Source organism: Citrobacter sp. S55_ASV_140, from assembly GCF_018919505.1.
In the GTDB taxonomy this organism is placed as follows: Bacteria; Pseudomonadota; Gammaproteobacteria; order Enterobacterales; family Enterobacteriaceae; genus Citrobacter; species Citrobacter werkmanii.
Window position 1 is genome coordinate 1 of sequence record NZ_JAHLQZ010000077.1, and the last position, 18,236, is coordinate 18,236.

At 51.2% G+C, this 18,236-nt stretch carries 15 protein-coding genes; 5 read left to right on the top strand and 10 right to left on the bottom strand.

Annotation, left to right across the window (positions count from 1 at the left end; translation table 11 throughout):
• The 4 genes from KQJ18_RS13130 to KQJ18_RS13145 all read right to left on the bottom strand — a co-directional run.
• Nucleotides 1-272, bottom strand: a 272-nt coding sequence (locus KQJ18_RS13130; protein WP_216422099.1) for a (d)CMP kinase, incomplete at its 3' end; no start/stop codon positions are given.
• 171 nt (nucleotides 273-443) lie between these two features.
• The gene (gene aroA / locus KQJ18_RS13135; protein ID WP_085049195.1) at nucleotides 444-1,727 is read right to left on the bottom strand and encodes a 3-phosphoshikimate 1-carboxyvinyltransferase; all 1,284 of its coding nucleotides are present in this window, start codon (nucleotides 1,725-1,727) and stop codon (nucleotides 444-446) included.
• A gap of 67 nt (nucleotides 1,728-1,794) precedes the next feature.
• The gene (serC, locus tag KQJ18_RS13140) at nucleotides 1,795-2,883 is read right to left on the bottom strand and encodes a 3-phosphoserine/phosphohydroxythreonine transaminase (RefSeq protein ID WP_061381866.1); all 1,089 of its coding nucleotides are present in this window, start codon (nucleotides 2,881-2,883) and stop codon (nucleotides 1,795-1,797) included.
• Between the two features lie 213 nt (nucleotides 2,884-3,096).
• Nucleotides 3,097-3,789 (bottom strand): DUF421 domain-containing protein, encoded by a 693-nt coding sequence (locus KQJ18_RS13145; protein WP_038639302.1) that lies wholly within the window; start codon nucleotides 3,787-3,789, stop codon nucleotides 3,097-3,099.
• A 135-nt stretch (nucleotides 3,790-3,924) separates the two neighbouring features.
• On the opposite strand from KQJ18_RS13145, the gene ycaO reads away from it, so the two are divergent.
• From ycaO to pflA, 4 genes are all read left to right on the top strand, one after another.
• On the top strand, nucleotides 3,925-5,685 hold the full coding sequence (gene ycaO / locus KQJ18_RS13150) for a 30S ribosomal protein S12 methylthiotransferase accessory factor YcaO (RefSeq protein WP_216422100.1): 1,761 nt from the start codon (nucleotides 3,925-3,927) through the stop codon (nucleotides 5,683-5,685).
• 404 nt (nucleotides 5,686-6,089) lie between these two features.
• The gene (focA, locus tag KQJ18_RS13155) at nucleotides 6,090-6,947 is read left to right on the top strand and encodes a formate transporter FocA (RefSeq protein ID WP_032939923.1); all 858 of its coding nucleotides are present in this window, start codon (nucleotides 6,090-6,092) and stop codon (nucleotides 6,945-6,947) included.
• 59 nt (nucleotides 6,948-7,006) lie between these two features.
• Entirely contained in the window at nucleotides 7,007-9,289 is a 2,283-nt protein-coding gene (gene pflB / locus KQJ18_RS13160; RefSeq protein WP_006685273.1) for a formate C-acetyltransferase, read from the top strand.
• A gap of 185 nt (nucleotides 9,290-9,474) precedes the next feature.
• Nucleotides 9,475-10,215: a pyruvate formate lyase 1-activating protein gene (gene pflA, locus KQJ18_RS13165; protein WP_003035751.1), complete on the top strand. Its 741-nt coding sequence runs from the start codon at nucleotides 9,475-9,477 to the stop codon at nucleotides 10,213-10,215.
• 123 nt (nucleotides 10,216-10,338) lie between these two features.
• Here the strand turns inward: pflA and KQJ18_RS13170 are convergent, their stop codons facing one another.
• Entirely contained in the window at nucleotides 10,339-11,487 is a 1,149-nt protein-coding gene (locus KQJ18_RS13170; RefSeq protein ID WP_085049194.1) for an MFS transporter, read from the bottom strand.
• Between the two features lie 385 nt (nucleotides 11,488-11,872).
• On the opposite strand from KQJ18_RS13170, the gene ycaC reads away from it, so the two are divergent.
• Complete coding sequence (gene ycaC, locus KQJ18_RS13175) at nucleotides 11,873-12,499, top strand: isochorismate family cysteine hydrolase YcaC (protein WP_016152433.1); 627 nt, start codon at nucleotides 11,873-11,875, stop codon at nucleotides 12,497-12,499.
• Nucleotides 12,500-12,607: 108 nt separating this feature from the next.
• Here ycaC and KQJ18_RS13180 read toward each other — a convergent pair whose 3' ends face one another.
• The 5 genes from KQJ18_RS13180 to KQJ18_RS24660 form a co-directional block, all read right to left on the bottom strand.
• Nucleotides 12,608-13,471, bottom strand: a complete 864-nt coding sequence (locus KQJ18_RS13180) for a dimethyl sulfoxide reductase anchor subunit family protein (protein ID WP_038639293.1) — start codon at nucleotides 13,469-13,471, stop codon at nucleotides 12,608-12,610.
• A 1-nt stretch (nucleotide 13,472) separates the two neighbouring features.
• The gene (locus tag KQJ18_RS13185) at nucleotides 13,473-14,090 is read right to left on the bottom strand and encodes a DMSO/selenate family reductase complex B subunit (protein ID WP_038639290.1); all 618 of its coding nucleotides are present in this window, start codon (nucleotides 14,088-14,090) and stop codon (nucleotides 13,473-13,475) included.
• Between the two features lie 10 nt (nucleotides 14,091-14,100).
• Nucleotides 14,101-16,545 (bottom strand): dimethylsulfoxide reductase subunit A, encoded by a 2,445-nt coding sequence (gene dmsA, locus KQJ18_RS13190; protein WP_137350465.1) that lies wholly within the window; start codon nucleotides 16,543-16,545, stop codon nucleotides 14,101-14,103.
• A 206-nt stretch (nucleotides 16,546-16,751) separates the two neighbouring features.
• Nucleotides 16,752-18,044, bottom strand: a complete 1,293-nt coding sequence (gene serS, locus KQJ18_RS13195) for a serine--tRNA ligase (protein ID WP_003035737.1) — start codon at nucleotides 18,042-18,044, stop codon at nucleotides 16,752-16,754.
• Nucleotides 18,045-18,135: 91 nt separating this feature from the next.
• On the bottom strand, nucleotides 18,136-18,236 hold a 101-nt coding region (locus tag KQJ18_RS24660; RefSeq protein WP_253297484.1), incomplete at its 5' end, for a hypothetical protein.

Sequence of the window (18,236 nt, forward strand, 5' to 3'; positions counted from 1 at the left end):
ATTTCGCCACTAACATCTTCACCTTCCAGAATGACTTCCAGGTTGCCGTCCGTTGAGATAAAACGCACATCCAGGTGTGAGGCAAGCGGTACCAGAGCATCTTCAGAGGTGACATCGACATGGTGATGTAACGCTGCGAGCGCCAGTACGCGATAGATCGCGCCTGAATCTAACAGATGCCACTGCAATGCTTCCGCCATTGCCTTGCACAAGGTGCCTTTACCTGCACCGCTTGGGCCATCAATGGTAATAACCGGGGCAATTGCCGTCATCTTTTTCTCCTTAAACGGGCATACGTTAACGTGAACGCCGCGCATTATACGCGCCAACGACAACGATCGTTATCTTTGTATGAAAAATGCAGAATCATTGAAGCTGAGTGTAGAAGAAATAGACAATCGGAGATGACAGAATGTGCCGCACCGGGTAGTGCGGCAATAAAATCAGGCAGGTGTACTAATACGCGCCAACTGTTCGAAATAATCCGGGAAAGTTTTGGCGGTACATTTGGGGTCAAGAATGGTCACAGGGGTATCAGACAGCGCCACCAGCGAGAAACACATCGCCATACGGTGATCGTTATAGGTTGCGATATCCGCAAACTTCAGCGTCGCTGGTGGTGTGATGCGGATGAAGTCATGCCCCTCTTCAACTTCCGCGCCCACTTTGCGTAATTCCGTCGCCATCGCAAACAGACGGTCGGTCTCTTTGACGCGCCAGTTGTAGATGTTGCGTAGGGTGGTGGTGCCTTTAGCAAACAGCGCGGCCGTGGCAATAGTCATCGCCGCGTCGGGAATATGGTTCATATCCATATCCACTGCGTTCAGTTCGCCGTGAGTACAGGCAATAAAATCATCACCCCAGGTAATGGTCGCGCCCATTTTCTCCAGTACATCAGCAAAGCGAATATCGCCCTGCATACTGTTGCGGCCAATCCCGGTGACTTTAACCGTGCCGCCTTTAATGGCACCCGCCGCGAGGAAGTATGAAGCAGAAGAAGCATCGCCCTCAACCAGATAGGCGCCCGGAGACTGATACTGCTGCTGCCCCTGCACGACAAAGCGCTGGTAGTTCTGATTCTCAATTTCAACACCAAACGTCTTCATCAGATTCAAGGTGATATCAATATAAGGTTTAGATACCAGCTCGCCTTTAATGGCGATCGTTGTATCCTGCGGCGCCAGCGGTGCAGTCATCAGTAGCGCAGTGAGGAACTGGCTGGATACGCTGCCGTCCACCTCAACCTGACCGCCGCTAAAACCACCGCGCAAACGAAGTGGCGGATAGTTTTCCTGCTCCAGGTACTCAATGTTGGCTCCCCCCTGGCGCAGCGCATCAACCAGATGGCCAATCGGGCGCTCCTTCATGCGCGGTTCGCCTGTCAACACGATGTCATTGCTGCCAAGGCACAGCGCAGCGGCCAGCGGACGCATTGCGGTTCCGGCATTGCCAAGAAACAGTTCCACTGCCCTTTCGGCATGTAATGCGCCGCCGTTGCCGATAATCTCGCAGCGGGTGCGATCGGCGGAAAGGGTATAGCTAATCCCTAACGCATTGAGTGCATTGAGCATATGGCGGACATCATCGCTGTCCAGCAGGTTGGTCAGGACAGTGGTGCCATTTGCTAATGCGGCCAGCAGCAAAGCGCGGTTAGAAACACTTTTGGATCCAGGCAGATTGATGGTGCCATCCACCCGCGCAATGGGTTGTAACGTCAGGGATTCCATGAAACTCAACTCTCAAAACAGATATAAAAACCCCACAGGCGGACTGTGGGGATGAAAGTACAGCAGATTAACCGCGGCGGCGTTCGAAATCGACCATGAAATCGGTCAGTGCTTTTACGCCTTCGAGCGGCATCGCATTATAGATAGACGCACGCATACCACCGACCACACGGTGCCCTTTCAGCGCATGCAGACCCGCAGCGAAAGACTCCTCCAGGAAGAGTTTATCCAGGGCGCTGTCAGCCAGTTGGAACGGGACGTTCATACGTGAACGGTTCGACTTCGCGACATCGTTACGATAGAAGTCGCTGTTGTCGATCACGCCATACAACAGCTCTGCTTTTTGCTGGTTAATTTTATTCATCGCATTAACACCGCCCTGCTCTTTGAGCCACTTAAAGACCAGGCCAGACAGATACCAGGCAAAGGTTGGCGGCGTGTTGAACATGGAGTCGTTGTCATTTAGCACGGTATAGTCAAGGATTGACGGGCATGAAACATGCGCTTTACCCAGCAGATCTTCGCGTACAATGACAATCGTCAGTCCCGCAGGACCAATGTTTTTCTGCGCCCCGGCATAGATTACGCCATAGCGGCTAACATCAAGCGGCGCGGAGAGGATGGTAGAAGAGAGATCCGCCGTAACCACCACATTGCTGGCAAAGTTCGGCGTTTCATCAATCGCAATGCCATCGATGGTTTCATTCGGGCAATAGTGCAGGTACGCGGCGTTGTCAGAAAGCTGCCATTCGCTCATTGGCTTAACAGCGCGCAGACCGTCAACGGTGACTTTGGCATCGATAACGTTTGGCGTGCAGTACTTTTTCGCTTCTTTAATCGCACTGGCAGCCCAGTAACCGGCATCGACGTAATCCGCTGTCGTTTTATCACCGAGAATATTTAACGGGATACCGGCGAATTGCCCACGGCCACCGCCATGACAGAACAACACTTTATAGTTAGAGGGGATGCTGAGGAGATCGCGAAAATCCTGCTCTGCTTCCTCTGCCACCTGGATAAACTCTTTGCCCCGGTGGCTAATTTCCATGACCGACGTGCCAAGACCGTTCCAGTCGCGAAGATCCTGTTGAGCCAGTTTAAGTACTTCCGCCGGTAGCATTGCCGGACCTGAACTAAAATTGAAGACCTGAGCCATTTCCCCTCACCACGTTGTGTTGTTATCCAATCAACATCCTGTCATTGACGATAATCCTGTGACAGACATTGGGCATAAGTTATTCCTGTGGATATCGGTTTTATCATTCAGTGACACGCGCCGCAATGGGTAAAACTGAGCGGGGTAAAAATGAGTCATAGGTCACACAACAGAATCTATCGGATTGACGGGTAAAAACCGAGATTTTCGCTGTCAGGTGACCCGTTTTGCCCGACTGGCCTTCGACCATTCTGGATTTGCGCAGCGCGGACATAATTGATGATCCCCCGCGCTCATTTGCACCACTTCACTACACCGTACACATGCATAGTCGCCTGTTTCAGGTACCACCTTAAATCGCTGTGTACAGTGTTTAGGCAGAATGCTGAGTCCCGGTTTTACGTCTTCATCGGCAAAGAAGTAAACGCTGATCTGCCCATTCGTCTCCAGAATAGCGAGTTTCACCTGCCCCAGTTGCTCTACGCCGTTCAAACGCAGCTCCATAAAGAATTCGAATTCCGTCATATTGGCGCGATTAAGCTTTGACCATGACAATTCACCGTCTTCAATGATGACCACTGGCTTACCTTCCAGTAGATCTTCCAGCTTTTCGCTGTGTGACATCAGCCACATGACAAGACGATAAAGCAGCGCCAGGGTAATAAAAACCACCAGCACCGGAATCATCGGCACATCGTCATAAAACGCCACATCGCCCGCCGCTGAGCCCAGAGTAAGAATAATCAGCACTTCAAAAAGCGACATCTGCCGTACGCCACGCCGCCCTGTAAGCTTTAAAAACAGAAAAACCAATATAAAGGTATAGAGACTACGCAGCGCAACCTCGCCAAGAAACTCCATTGGCACCTTATCCAGTGCCATACGCTGTAAATCGAATGCTTTCATTTTGTGCTCTTAACATTGTTGACTGTGTGAAAGCATAGCCAATAGTTTTATTTACGCCTGGGCTCCGGCGGCGATAGCGCCGTTCATTGAAAACCCGTATCATTGCGCGCTTTCCGTACGACAAAAGTGATTTTCATGACGCAAACATTTATTCCCGGCAAAGATGCCGCTCTGGAAGACTCCATCGCTCGCTTCCAGCAAAAATTACTCGACCTTGGTTTTCAGATTGAAGAAGCCTCCTGGTTGAACCCTGTGCCTAACGTTTGGTCTGTGCATATTCGCGACAAAGAATGCGCGCTGTGCTTTACCAACGGTAAAGGCGCGACGAAAAAAGCGGCGCTGGCCTCCGCGCTGGGCGAATATTTTGAGCGTCTGTCTACGAACTACTTCTTTGCGGATTTCTGGCTGGGCGAAACCATCGCCAACGGCCCGTTCGTGCATTATCCGAACGAAAAATGGTTCCCGCTGACGGAAGACGATGACGTGCCGGAAGGTCTGCTGGATGCGCGTCTGCGCGCGTTTTACGATCCTGAAAACGAATTGACCGGAAGCATGCTTATCGACCTGCAATCCGGAAATGAAGATCGTGGCGTCTGCGGCCTGCCGTTTACCCGTCAGTCTGATAACCAGACTGTCTATATTCCGATGAATATTATCGGCAATCTGTACGTTTCTAACGGTATGTCTGCGGGTAACACGCCTAACGAAGCGCGCGTTCAGGGCCTGTCTGAAGTCTTTGAACGTTATGTGAAGAACCGCATTATCGCGGAAAGCATCAGCCTACCGGAAATCCCGTCCGAGGTGATGGCGCGTTACCCGGCGGTAGTGGAGTCCATCGCCACACTGGAAGCGGAAGGTTTCCCGATTTTCGCCTACGATGGCTCGCTGGGCGGCAAATACCCGGTGATTTGCGTTGTCCTGTTCAACCCGGCCAACGGTACCTGCTTTGCGTCCTTCGGCGCGCACCCGGATTTCGGCGTTGCGCTGGAGCGTACCGTTACCGAACTGCTACAGGGTCGTGGTCTGAAAGATCTTGATGTCTTCACCCCGCCAACCTTCGACGATGAAGAAGTGGCTGAACATACTAACCTTGAAACCCACTTCATTGATTCCAGCGGTCTGATCTCCTGGGATCTGTTCAAGCAGGATGCTGATTATCCGTTCGTTGACTGGAATTTCTCCGGCACTACGGAAGAAGAGTTCGCCACCCTGATGGCCATCTTCAACGCAGAAGATAAAGAAGTGTATATCGCCGACTACGAACATCTGGGGGTATACGCCTGCCGCATTATCGTTCCGGGGATGTCTGACATCTACCCGGCTGAAGATCTGTGGTTAGCCAACAACGCAATGGGTACGCATCTGCGCGAAACGATCCTCTCTCTGCCAGGCAGTGAGTGGGATAAAGAAGACTATCTCAATCTGCTCGAACAACTGGATGAAGAAGGTTTTGACGACTTCACCCGCGTACGCGAACTGCTTGGTCTGGCGACCGGCGCAGATAACGGTTGGTATACCCTGCGCATTGGCGAGCTCAAAGTAATGCTGGCGCTGGCCGGTGGTGACCTGGAGCAAGCGCTGGTATGGACAGAATGGACGATGGAATTCAACGCCTCCGTGTTTAGCGCTGAACGTGCAAACTACTACCGTTGCCTGCAAACGCTGCTGCTATTGTCGCAGGAAGAGGAGCGTCAGCCGCTGCAATATCTGAACGCCTTTGTCCGCATGTACGGCGCCGATGCGGTTGAAGCGGCAAGTGCGGCATTGAGTGGTGAAGCCGCTTTTTATGGCCTTCAGCCAGTAGACAACGATCTGCACGCATTCCCGGCGCATCAGTCTCTGCTGAAAGCCTATGAAAAACTGCAGCGCGCGAAAGCAGAGCACTGGTCAAAATAGTGCCAAACAGCCTGCGTTAAGTAGGCTAAATGTATTGTCTGGGCTATATTACGGGGCGCTTTAAGCGCCCTGTTTTTTATTTTGGTCAAATCAAAAAATAAATGTAAAAGCAAGGTTAAATATTAGTAGTTGAAATTAAAAAAAATAGCTTATTAATGTGGCTTTTTATCTCAATTACTCCATATTAATTAACTGTCCAGCAGGAGGCTGAAAGAAAAAATTCAACTCACTTTATAATTTTTAAAATTTATTTTTATATGGATAATCAATAAGTTACTCCGCATTTGCATAAAAACCATGCGTCTTGCGGGCCTATAAGCCAGGCGAGATATGATCTATATCAAATTCTCATCTATAATGCTTTGTTAGTATCTCGTCGCCGACTTAATAAAGAGAGAGTTAGTGTGAAAGCTGACAACCCTTTTGATCTTTTACTTCCTGCTGCAATGGCCAAAGTTGCCGAAGAAGCAGGCGTCTATAAAGCAACGAAACATCCGCTTAAGACGTTCTATCTGGCAATTACTGCCGGTGTATTCATTTCAATTGCCTTTGTTTTCTATATCACCGCCACTACCGGTACCGGTACTATGCCCTTCGGCATGGCAAAATTAATAGGTGGTATCTGCTTTTCCCTGGGGTTGATTCTTTGTGTTATCTGCGGTGCAGACCTCTTCACCTCAACCGTACTGATTGTTGTTGCTAAAGCCAGTGGTCGTATTACCTGGGGACAGTTGGCTAAAAACTGGCTTAACGTTTATGTCGGCAACCTGATTGGCGCCCTGATCTTCGTGTTACTTATGTGGCTTTCCGGCGAGTATATGACCGCCAACGGCGCGTGGGGACTCAACGTCCTGCAAACAGCCGACCACAAAGTACACCATACTTTTGTTGAGGCGGTAAGCCTCGGTATCCTGGCTAACCTGATGGTGTGTCTGGCCGTATGGATGAGCTACTCAGGTCGCAGCCTGATGGACAAAGCGTTTATCATGGTATTACCGGTCGCAATGTTTGTTGCCAGCGGTTTTGAGCACAGTATCGCAAACATGTTTATGATCCCTATGGGTATTGTAATACGCGATTTCGCCACCCCGGAATTTTGGACCGCTGTCGGTTCTTCTCCGGAGAATTTTTCTCACCTGACCGTGATGAATTTCATCACCGATAACCTGATTCCGGTTACGATCGGTAATATTATCGGCGGCGGTTTGTTGGTCGGGTTGACATACTGGGTCATTTACCTGCGTGGTAACGATCATCATTAATCTGTTGATGCCCATTACACGCAGTAAATAAAAAATCCACTTAAGAAGGTAGGTGTTACATGTCCGAGCTTAATGAAAAGTTAGCCACAGCCTGGGAAGGTTTTACCAAAGGTGACTGGCAGAATGAAGTAAACGTACGTGACTTCATTCAGAAAAACTACACTCCGTATGAGGGTGACGAGTCCTTCCTGGCTGGCGCTACTGACGCGACCACCAAGCTGTGGGACAGCGTAATGGAAGGCGTTAAACAGGAAAACCGCACTCACGCGCCTGTTGACTTTGACACCTCCGTTGCTTCTACCATCACTTCTCACGACGCTGGTTACATCAACAAAGCGCTGGAGAAAATTGTTGGTCTGCAGACTGAAGCTCCGCTGAAACGTGCGATCATTCCGTTCGGCGGCATCAAAATGGTTGAAGGTTCCTGCAAAGCGTACAATCGCGAACTGGACCCGATGCTGAAAAAAATCTTCACCGAATACCGTAAAACCCACAACCAGGGCGTATTCGATGTTTATACCAAAGACATTCTGAACTGCCGTAAATCCGGTGTTCTGACTGGTCTGCCAGATGCGTATGGCCGTGGCCGTATCATCGGTGACTACCGTCGCGTAGCGCTGTACGGTATCGACTTCCTGATGAAAGACAAATACGCGCAGTTTGTTTCCCTGCAGTCTGACCTGGAAAACGGCGTAAACCTGGAAGCGACTATCCGTCTGCGTGAAGAAATCGCTGAACAGCACCGCGCGCTGGGTCAGATCAAAGAAATGGCAGCGAAATATGGCTGCGATATCTCTGGTCCGGCTACCAACGCTCAGGAAGCTATCCAGTGGACTTACTTCGGCTACCTGGCCGCGGTTAAATCTCAGAACGGCGCAGCAATGTCCTTCGGTCGCGTATCCACCTTCCTGGATGCATACATCGAACGTGATATCAAAGCAGGCAAAATCACTGAACAAGACGCTCAGGAAATGATTGACCACCTGGTCATGAAACTGCGTATGGTTCGCTTCCTGCGTACTCCGGAATATGATGAACTGTTCTCCGGTGACCCGATTTGGGCAACTGAATCTATCGGTGGTATGGGCGTTGATGGCCGTACTCTGGTTACCAAAAACAGCTTCCGCTTCCTGAACACCCTGTACACCATGGGTCCTTCTCCGGAGCCGAACATCACCGTTCTGTGGTCTGAAAAACTGCCTCTGAACTTCAAGAAATTCGCCGCTAAAGTGTCCATCGACACCTCTTCTCTGCAGTACGAGAACGATGACCTGATGCGTCCGGACTTCAACAACGACGACTACGCTATCGCTTGCTGCGTAAGCCCGATGGTTGTTGGTAAACAAATGCAGTTCTTCGGTGCGCGTGCAAACCTGGCGAAAACCATGCTGTACGCAATCAACGGCGGCGTTGATGAAAAACTGAAAATGCAGGTTGGTCCTAAATCTGAACCGATCAAAGGCGACGTTCTGAACTTCGACGAAGTGATGGACCGCATGGATCACTTCATGGACTGGCTGGCGAAGCAGTACGTCACCGCGCTGAACGTAATCCACTACATGCACGACAAGTACAGCTACGAAGCCTCTCTGATGGCGCTGCACGACCGTGACGTTATCCGCACCATGGCGTGTGGTATCGCTGGTCTGTCCGTTGCTGCTGACTCCCTGTCTGCAATCAAATATGCGAAAGTTAAACCGATTCGTGACGAAGACGGTCTGGCTATCGACTTCGAAATCGAAGGCGAATACCCGCAGTTTGGTAACAACGACTCTCGTGTAGATGACATGGCGGTTGACCTGGTAGAACGTTTCATGAAGAAAATTCAGAAACTGACTACTTACCGTAACGCTATCCCGACTCAGTCTGTTCTGACCATCACCTCTAACGTGGTTTATGGTAAGAAAACGGGTAACACCCCAGACGGTCGTCGTGCTGGCGCGCCGTTCGGACCGGGTGCTAACCCAATGCACGGTCGTGACCAGAAAGGTGCTGTTGCCTCTCTGACCTCCGTAGCTAAACTGCCGTTTGCTTACGCTAAAGATGGTATCTCTTATACCTTCTCTATCGTTCCGAACGCACTGGGTAAAGACGACGAAGTTCGTAAGACTAACCTGGCTGGTCTGATGGATGGTTACTTCCACCACGAAGCGTCCATCGAAGGTGGTCAGCACCTGAACGTGAACGTCATGAACCGTGAAATGCTGCTGGATGCGATGGAACATCCGGAAAAATATCCGCAGCTGACCATCCGCGTTTCTGGCTACGCAGTACGTTTTAACTCCCTGACTAAAGAACAGCAGCAGGACGTTATTACTCGTACCTTCACTCAGACCATGTAATTGGTTTTGACTGAAATCGTACTTTAAAAAGCGTACAATAAAGGCTCCACGTAAGTGGGGCCTTTTTAATAGCCTGCTTTGTCAGCTATCTATACTTATGGATAGCTGACAAAACAGACTCGACACAGTTAATAACTGTGCACTAACACAGGCCCCGGATGGGCCACATCTGGAGAAACACCGCAATGTCAGTTATTGGTCGCATTCACTCCTTTGAATCCTGTGGCACTGTAGACGGCCCGGGCATCCGTTTTATTACCTTCTTCCAGGGCTGCCTGATGCGCTGCCTGTATTGCCATAACCGTGACACATGGGATACGCACGGCGGTAAAGAAGTCACTGTCGACGAATTAATGAAAGAGGTGGTGACTTATCGCCACTTTATGAACGCCTCCGGTGGCGGCGTGACGGCATCCGGCGGTGAAGCCATCCTGCAGGCTGAGTTCGTACGTGACTGGTTCCGCGCCTGTAAAAAAGAAGGCATTCACACCTGCCTGGACACCAACGGTTTTGTTCGCCGCTACGATCCGGTAATTGATGAACTGCTGGAAGTCACCGACCTGGTGATGCTCGATCTCAAACAGATGAACGACGAAATCCACCAGAATCTGGTCGGCGTGTCTAACCATCGCACACTGGAATTTGCTCGTTACCTGTCGAACAAAGACATTAAAGTGTGGATCCGTTACGTGGTAGTGCCAGGCTGGTCTGACGATGACGACTCCGCGCACCGTCTGGGCGAATTTACCCGCGATATGGGCAACGTTGAAAAAATCGAGCTGCTACCTTACCACGAACTGGGCAAACACAAATGGGTAGCGATGGGCGAAGAGTACAAACTCGATGGTGTGAAGCCGCCGAAGAAAGAGACCATGGAGCGAGTGAAAGGCATCCTTGAGCAGTATGGTCATAAAGTGATGTATTAAGTCTTAAGGTGGGTAACAAACCAGTTACCCACCTCATGCCTTCTTAACGCCCTCTTCTCGCCAGCAGCGGGAAAATCAATCCCAGCCCAACAAGTACACCTGTTCGCATTCTGTTAAAACAGGTCAAATATGCGCGATAGAATTGGGCGTATGGCCCGTCTTGCGCAGCAACATCAGTAGATAAATAAACGATACGCTGGCAATCATGATAAACAGCAAGCTATCTGAGTAATTCTGCATCAGCATTGCGGTAAACGAAGGGCCAAGCAGACTGCCAACGGTATAGCTTAATAGCAAAGCCTGATTCATGGCGACCAGTTGATGATGTTCCACCTTTTCACAGGCCCAGGCCATCGCGACCGGATAGAGAGTAAAACCTGCCGCACCCAACATAAATAATGCAGGGGCCATCGCCGCCTGATTCAGCATAGCAATACTTCCGACGATCACCACAAACACCTGGACGCGTAAGACCAGCAGGCGTCCCAGCTTGTCCGCCAGGCGGCCAATCGGCCATTGCCCCAGAATACCGGCGCTAACCAGAACCGCCATCCAGAAACCAATGCTGGCATTGCTTACTCCCTGATGGTTCAGATACAGCGGCATCAGGCCGTACAAAGAGCCCAGCACAATCCCGGAAATAATGCAGCCATTAACGCCCAGACGCGCCTGTCGCAGCTTCAGCATCGATACAATAGGGGTTGAGTGCTGTTCATCACCCTGCTGATTGGCGATGCGCGCAAAGAGCAGCGGTAAAACCCCGGCCAGGATGGTTCCCGTCACCCACGGCAGCACGTTCATCAATTCTGTTGATACCTTACTGACCAGCAATTGTCCTAAGAACGTCCCCACGTAATAGATCATCATATAGGCGGCAAGCAAACGTCCGCGATTGCGCGAAGTCCCGCTGCACATCAGCGCACTTTCCACTACCACCCAAATCATGGCGCAGCCAACGCCGGCAATAAAGCGCCAGCTCATCCAGCTCCAGAATCCAACCATAACCCCCAGCCCAACACAGCCCGCGGCAAAAATAAACGAGGCGATGTAATAGCTGCGGTTAAACCCAAGGCGTTTAATTAAATACCCGGTCAGCAACGTCCCTACCAAATTACCGGTAAAGTAGGACGAGCTCACCATTCCGACCTGCCAGGTTGGCAGATTTTCATGGGCGAGCCAAAGCGGGACGAGCGTGTTTAACACGGCGATCGCCAGGGTCAACAGAAGCAGCCCGCACAGCAGAAGCATGACGGGACGGGTATAGATGGACATGAATAAAAACCGTGAGGAAGTTCAAGTTTCATGCGCATCATGCCACTGCCAAAAACATTGTCAATCGGCGTAATCAAAGGGCTGAGGCGCTTTTCTGACGATCGATTTGCATTACTGATTCTTAATGTGAATAGATAAAAAATACAAAAACACATCTGCTTGTTTTTATTGATCTAAAACAAAAATCTCACGTTACGTTCAGTCGAAAAATTTCATGGACTCCCCTTACTTTTATTTCTTACTAAACTCTATGCGAGATGCAGAGCGGTATTGTCTTCGAAATAGAACAGTCAGTTCTTATTTATACTTCCAGTCCGGATACCGTTCTTTCTCCAGACTTAAACTCATCAAATTTCCCGCACCGATGCCGAACAGGAGAAATATCATGACGAAACCTTACGTAAGACTTGATAAAGATAATGCGGCAGTATTGCTGGTCGATCATCAGGCTGGCTTGCTCTCTCTGGTTCGGGATATCGATCCCGATAAATTCAAGAATAACGTGCTTGCCCTGGGTGATCTGGCAAAATACTTCAAGCTCCCGACTATTCTGACCACCAGTTTTGAAACAGGACCGAACGGACCGCTGGTACCGGAACTGAAAGCTCAATTCCCCGATGCGCCTTATATTGCTCGCCCGGGAAACATCAACGCGTGGGATAACGAAGATTTTGTGAAGGCGGTGAAAGCGACTGGTAAAAAGCAGTTGATCATTGCTGGGGTCGTGACGGAAGTTTGTGTCGCCTTCCCTGCGCTCTCCGCGATAGAAGAAGGGTTTGACGTTTTTGTCGTCACTGATGCTTCAGGTACATTTAACGAAATCACCCGCCATTCAGCATGGGATCGGATGTCGCAGGCTGGCGCGCAATTGATGACATGGTTCGGCGTCGCGTGTGAACTACACCGTGACTGGCGTAACGATATCGAAGGGCTGGCGACGTTGTTCTCTAATCACATTCCGGATTATCGCAATCTGATGACCAGCTACGATACGTTAACGAAACAGAAATAAAAAACCGGGGAAAAACCTGGCGTAACATAATGCCTGATGGCGCGCGCGTTAAGGCCTACGGATCTGTAGGCCGGAGAAGGCACGAGCCGCCATCCGGCATATTATGAATTAGCTTGCAACCGCCATACCGACAGTCATATGCAGGCCATAGAACACGCCACGACCAATCAGCTCGCCGACTATCAACAGAATAAACGCGACGGAAAGCAGTGGTATTGCGGGTTGGTAACCTTTGACTTGCGGTACAATCCAGCAGCACAGCGCTAACGCCAGTGCCACGATCCGCCAGGCCATCAGTGAGCCATAATCCGGAACCAGCGCAGACGCCTGTTGAATCGAACTGTGGATCGTCGCCAGTTCGGCCCCCTGCATTACAGACATAATGGCGCTTATGACCAGAGCAAGAACCGAAATGGCAGGTAGCAGACGCATCGCCCAACCGTCAATACCGGCAATTCTCAATAGCAGATATCCCAACAGCGGACCGCCCATAAACAGCGTCAGGAAGAAACCCAGCGGCGTCCAGACGCTGTACCAGGTCGGCACGGTATCAATGGTGTTATACACACGTACCATCATCCAGACAAAAACGACGCCCAGCACCATGGTGACAACTAACCACAGATTGCGTAGTGCGGGCGGCATTTTTTTCAACATCGCCAGCAGCCAGCCGATGCCGCCAATGGCAAAGAACACTGAACCACTGGCGATTTCATTGCTCAGCGCAGAAGCGCCTACGCGATTGAGCGAGTTAAAGGCACGCATCGGCGAGCCCAGATGGAGCATAGAAGCAATAAAGCCAATACCCATCAGTACCCACAGCCCGAACATGCAGGCGATTACCCGCTGCTGTGATTCAGGACGTAAGTCCCCTTTCATTAACGCCAACGCCAGAACGATAAAGCCACCAACCACACACTGTCCGAAGACCGTGAAGATCATCAGCGGCCATTCATGCCATCCACTTCCCATCTTACACCTCCTTCGGATTGGCCAGATAACCCGTGGTATCCCCAGTCGGGCGGCTATTGGCGTTAGGTTTGATAACAATGCTCGGTTTGGTGAAGTGCGCGCCCGGTAGTGGCGCAACCGCAGCCAGAGTACCGTGTTTTTTGCGCAGTTCGTCAATCGGACCGAAATCCAGCGCACGCAGTGGGCAGGACTCAACGCAGATAGGTTTCTTACCTTCAGCGACGCGCTCATGGCAGCCATCGCATTTGGTCATATGTCCTTTTTCAGCATTGTACTGGGGCGCACCGTAAGGACAGGCCATGTGGCAATACCGACAGCCAATGCACACATCTTCATCCACGACGACAAAGCCATCTTCACGTTTGTGCATCGCGCCGCTCGGACACACCTTGGTGCAGGCCGGGTCTTCACAGTGGTTACAGGCAATAGAGAGGTAATAGGCAAAGACGTTTTGATGCCAGACGCCATTGTCTTCTTGCCAGTCGCCACCCGCGTACTCGTAAATGCGGCGGAAACTGACATCCGGGGTTAAATTTTTGAAGTCTTTGCAGGCCAGTTCGCAGGTTTTGCAACCGGTGCAACGGCTGGAATCAATAAAAAATCCATACTGGGTTGTCATCGGTTACTCCTTACACCTTTTCAACCTGAACAAGGTTCGTATGTGACGGATTCCCCTTCGCGAGAGGAGAAGGACGCTGAGTCGTCAGGACGTTAATACAGCCGCCCTGATCCACACGCTTCGTGTCCGGGTCGTACCAGGCCCCTTCGCCTAATGCCACCACGCCGGGCATCATACGCGGCGTCACTTTCGCTTCGATATGCACCTCGCCACGATCGTTAAAGATGCGTACCTTGTCGCCGTTGTTAATGCCACGTCGCTGCGCATCCAACGGATTGATCCACATTTCCTGGCGGCAGGATGCTTTCAGAACATCTACGTTGCCATAGGTCGAGTGAACGCGAGATTTGTAGTGGAAGCCGGTCAGTTGCAGCGGGAATTTCTCTACCAGCGGATCGTCTAAACTTTCAAAGCCAGGGGTATAAATCGGCAATGGATCGATCACATCCCCTTCCGGCAGTTCCCAGGTTGCCGCGATCTCGGCAAGCTGCTGCGAATAAATTTCGATCTTACCCGACGGCGTGGTGAGCGGATTGGCTTTGGGATCCTCACGGAACGCTTTGTACGCCACGTGGTGCCCTTCAGGATCTCGCTGCTTAAAGATGCCTTGTTTGCGGAACTCTTCAAACCCAGGCAGTTCAGGAATGGCTTTACGCGACTGCTCATACAGATGACGCATCCACTCTTCCTGAGTACGACCTTCGGTAAACTGCTGCTCGACGCCAAGGCGTTTCGCCAGCTCGCTGGTCATCTGGTAGATAGTCTTGCATTCGAAACGTGGTTTGATCGCCTGATCGGTGAAAATCACATAGGACATGTTTCCGCAGGACGCATCCAGCGCGAAGTCCATCTGTTCGGAAGCGGTACAGTCTGGCAGCAAAATATCCGCATATTTCGCCGAGGAGGTCATATGGCAGTCGATGACCACGATCATCTCGCACTTTTTCTCATCCTGCAGGATTTCGTGCGTACGGTTAATATCAGAGTGCTGGTTAATCAGGCAGTTACCAGCATAGTTCCAGATCATTTTAATCGGAACATCAAGCTTATCTTTGCCGCGAACGCCGTCACGCAGCGCCGTCATCTCCGGGCCACGCTCAATAGCGTCCGTCCACATAAACATTGAGATGCTGGTTTCAACAGGGTTTTCCAGCGTAGGCATACGCTCAAACGGCAGACTGTATGAACCCTCACGCGCACCGCTGTTGCCGCCGTTGATACCAACATTACCGGTCAGAATGGCCAGCATAGAAATAGCGCGGGTCGCTATTTCACCGTTAGCATGACGCTGCGGCCCCCAACCCTGGCTGATGTATGCCGGTTTAGCGCTGCCAATTTCACGCGCCAGTTTGATGATACGGTCAGCGGGAATACCGGTAATCTGCGCCGCCCATTCCGGGGTCTTGGCAATACCGTCTGTCCCCTGCCCAAGAATATACGCCTTATAGTGGCCATTCTTCGGCGCGTCGGCCGGTAAGGTTTTCTCGTCGTAACCCACGCAGTATTTGTCGAGGAACGCCTGGTCCACCAGGTTTTCGGTGATCAGAACATACGCCAGACCATTAACCAGCGCCGCATCTGTACCAGGACGGATCGGGATCCATTCATCTTCACGCCCCGCGCCGGTGTCGGTATATCGGGGATCGATAATAATCATCCGGGCATTGGATTTCTGGCGCGCCTGTTCAAGGTAGTAGGTTACCCCGCCCCCGCTCATACGGGTTTCACCAGGGTTATTACCGAACAGCACCACCAGCTTGCTGTTTTCTATATCGGATGGGCTGTTACCGTCGGCCCAGCCGCCGTAGGTGTAGTTCAACCCGGCAGCGATTTGTGCCGAAGAGTAGTCCCCGTAGTGATTCAGGTACCCACCACAGCAGTTCATCAGACGTGCCACCAGGGTTTTACCCGGCGGCCAGGAGCGTGTCAGGGTGCCACCCAGCGTGCCGGTGCCGTAGTTCAGATAGATAGATTCGTTACCATAGTCTTTAATCAGACGCTGCATGTTGCTGGCAATAATCTCGTACGCCTCATCCCAACTGATGCGCTCAAATTTACCTTCGCCGCGCTTACCAACACGTTTCATCGGGTATTTCAGACGATCGGGATTATAAACGCGACGACGCATGGAGCGACCACGCAGACAAGCACGCACCTGGTGCAGGCCGTCATAGTTATCATCACCTGTGTTGTCGGTTTCGACATATTTTATTTCACCGTCTACCACATGCATCCGCAGTGGACAGCGGCTACCGCAGTTCACCGTACACGCGCTCCAGATGACTTTCTCATTGCGCTGCGTGGGATTAATGGCTTCTGCAGCGTTTGCAATACGGGTAAATGGCAGGGTAAACGCGCTACTGGCCACCGCCAGCCCGCCTATCGCCGTCGTTTTTACCAAACCGCGGCGACTAACCTCAGCTGCCAGCACGGCATCGGGGATCTTAGTTTTCATAGGGGCTCACTCTGCTGCTCACAATAAACAAAAAATAAATACTCGTTGTATATATTTTTATATATCGCTAGTATCACTATACAGACTGGTAGATACTGACTTTCATTCGAAGGCAGTATTACTCCTATGTAGGTAAGGGTTATTGTCCAACGTCAAACGGGCATAAAAAAAGCGCCCTGAGGCGCTTTTTAGCATAGAAAAATAGGTTAGCCGATGAATTCCAGGCCATTCATGTACGGACGTAGTACTTCCGGAACCTGAATGCGGCCATCTGCCTGCTGATAGTTTTCCATTACCGCCACCAGCGTACGTCCAACTGCCAGACCGGAACCGTTCAGGGTATGCACCAGACGGGTCTTTTTGTCGGATTTGCTGCGGCAACGCGCTTGCATGCGACGCGCCTGGAAATCCCACACGTTGGAGCAGGATGAGATTTCGCGATAGGTATTCTGCGCTGGGATCCACACTTCCAGATCGTAGGTTTTGCATGCGCCGAAGCCCATGTCACCTGTGCACAAAATGATCTTACGGTACGGCAGGCCCAGCAGTTGAAGAACCTTCTCGGCGTGGCCGGTCATCTCTTCCAGTGCGTCCATTGAATCTTCCGGACGAACAATCTGCACCATCTCAACTTTATCGAACTGGTGCATACGGATCAGACCACGGGTATCACGACCGTAAGAGCCTGCTTCAGAACGGAAGCACGGCGTATGCGCGGTCATTTTGATCGGCAGCACATCTTCGTCAATGATTTCGTCACGCACCAGGTTAGTCAGCGGAACTTCGGCCGTTGGGATCAGCGCGTAGTTGCTGCTGTCAGCTTCTTCGTCCAACGGACGGGTATGGAACAGATCGCCAGCGAATTTCGGCAGTTGCCCGGTACCGTACAGCGTGTCATGGTTAACCAGATACGGAACATAGTTTTCGCTGTAACCATGCTGTTCGGTATGCAGATCCAGCATGAACTGAGACAGCGCACGATGCATACGTGCGATCTGCCCTTTCATGACCACGAAACGAGAGCCGGTAAGCTTCACCGCAGCGGCGAAATCAAGACCCGTGTGCATTTCACCCAGGGTAACATGATCGCGGACTTCGAAATCAAACTCACGCGGTGTACCCCAGCGGCTGACTTCGACGTTGTCATTTTCATCTTTACCCACCGGAACTTCATCCGCTGGCAGGTTAGGAATGGTCAGCGCAATGTCGCGGATCTCGGCCTGTAAGGTATCAAGTTCAGCTTTCGCGGCATCCAGCTCTTCGCCCAGTTTGTTCACTTCCAGACGTAAAGACTCGATATCTTCCCCGCGCGCTTTTGCCTGGCCAATGGATTTCGATCGAGAGTTACGCTCTGCCTGCAGGTTTTCAGTTTGTACCTGCAGAACTTTACGACGCTCTTCAAGAGCGCGCAGCTTATCTACATCCAGCTTAAAGCCCCGGCTTGCCAGTTTTTCTGCGACTGCGTCTGGCTCATTACGCAGCAGATTGGGATCGAGCATGCTTATCCTGTGCTTATCGAATTAAAATGGGAAAAGTGACCACAGCCTGCGGTCACAGAGATACAGAGACAACATTACCGCAACGATAACACTAACGGTAGCGTTTTATAGGGCTATTTTGATCCTGTCCGGCGAGCCAGGCGAGCTTTTCGCCAATCTTGCCTTCAAGACCTCTGTTTGTGGGGCGATAAT

Bases quoted from the DNA above. Each gene is read 5' to 3' on its own strand.
- aroA (WP_085049195.1), bottom strand. From the start codon at position 1,727: ATGGAATCCCTGACGTTACAACCCATTGCGCGGGTGGATGGCACCATC.
- serC (WP_061381866.1), bottom strand. From the start codon at position 2,883: ATGGCTCAGGTCTTCAATTTTAGTTCAGGTCCGGCAATGCTACCGGCG.
- KQJ18_RS13145 (WP_038639302.1), bottom strand. From the start codon at position 3,789: ATGAAAGCATTCGATTTACAGCGTATGGCACTGGATAAGGTGCCAATG.
- ycaO (WP_216422100.1), top strand. From the start codon at position 3,925: ATGACGCAAACATTTATTCCCGGCAAAGATGCCGCTCTGGAAGACTCC.
- pflB (WP_006685273.1), top strand. From the start codon at position 7,007: ATGTCCGAGCTTAATGAAAAGTTAGCCACAGCCTGGGAAGGTTTTACC.
- pflA (WP_003035751.1), top strand. From the start codon at position 9,475: ATGTCAGTTATTGGTCGCATTCACTCCTTTGAATCCTGTGGCACTGTA.
- KQJ18_RS13170 (WP_085049194.1), bottom strand. From the start codon at position 11,487: ATGTCCATCTATACCCGTCCCGTCATGCTTCTGCTGTGCGGGCTGCTT.
- ycaC (WP_016152433.1), top strand. From the start codon at position 11,873: ATGACGAAACCTTACGTAAGACTTGATAAAGATAATGCGGCAGTATTG.
- KQJ18_RS13180 (WP_038639293.1), bottom strand. From the start codon at position 13,471: ATGGGAAGTGGATGGCATGAATGGCCGCTGATGATCTTCACGGTCTTC.
- KQJ18_RS13185 (WP_038639290.1), bottom strand. From the start codon at position 14,090: ATGACAACCCAGTATGGATTTTTTATTGATTCCAGCCGTTGCACCGGT.
- dmsA (WP_137350465.1), bottom strand. From the start codon at position 16,545: ATGAAAACTAAGATCCCCGATGCCGTGCTGGCAGCTGAGGTTAGTCGC.
- serS (WP_003035737.1), bottom strand. From the start codon at position 18,044: ATGCTCGATCCCAATCTGCTGCGTAATGAGCCAGACGCAGTCGCAGAA.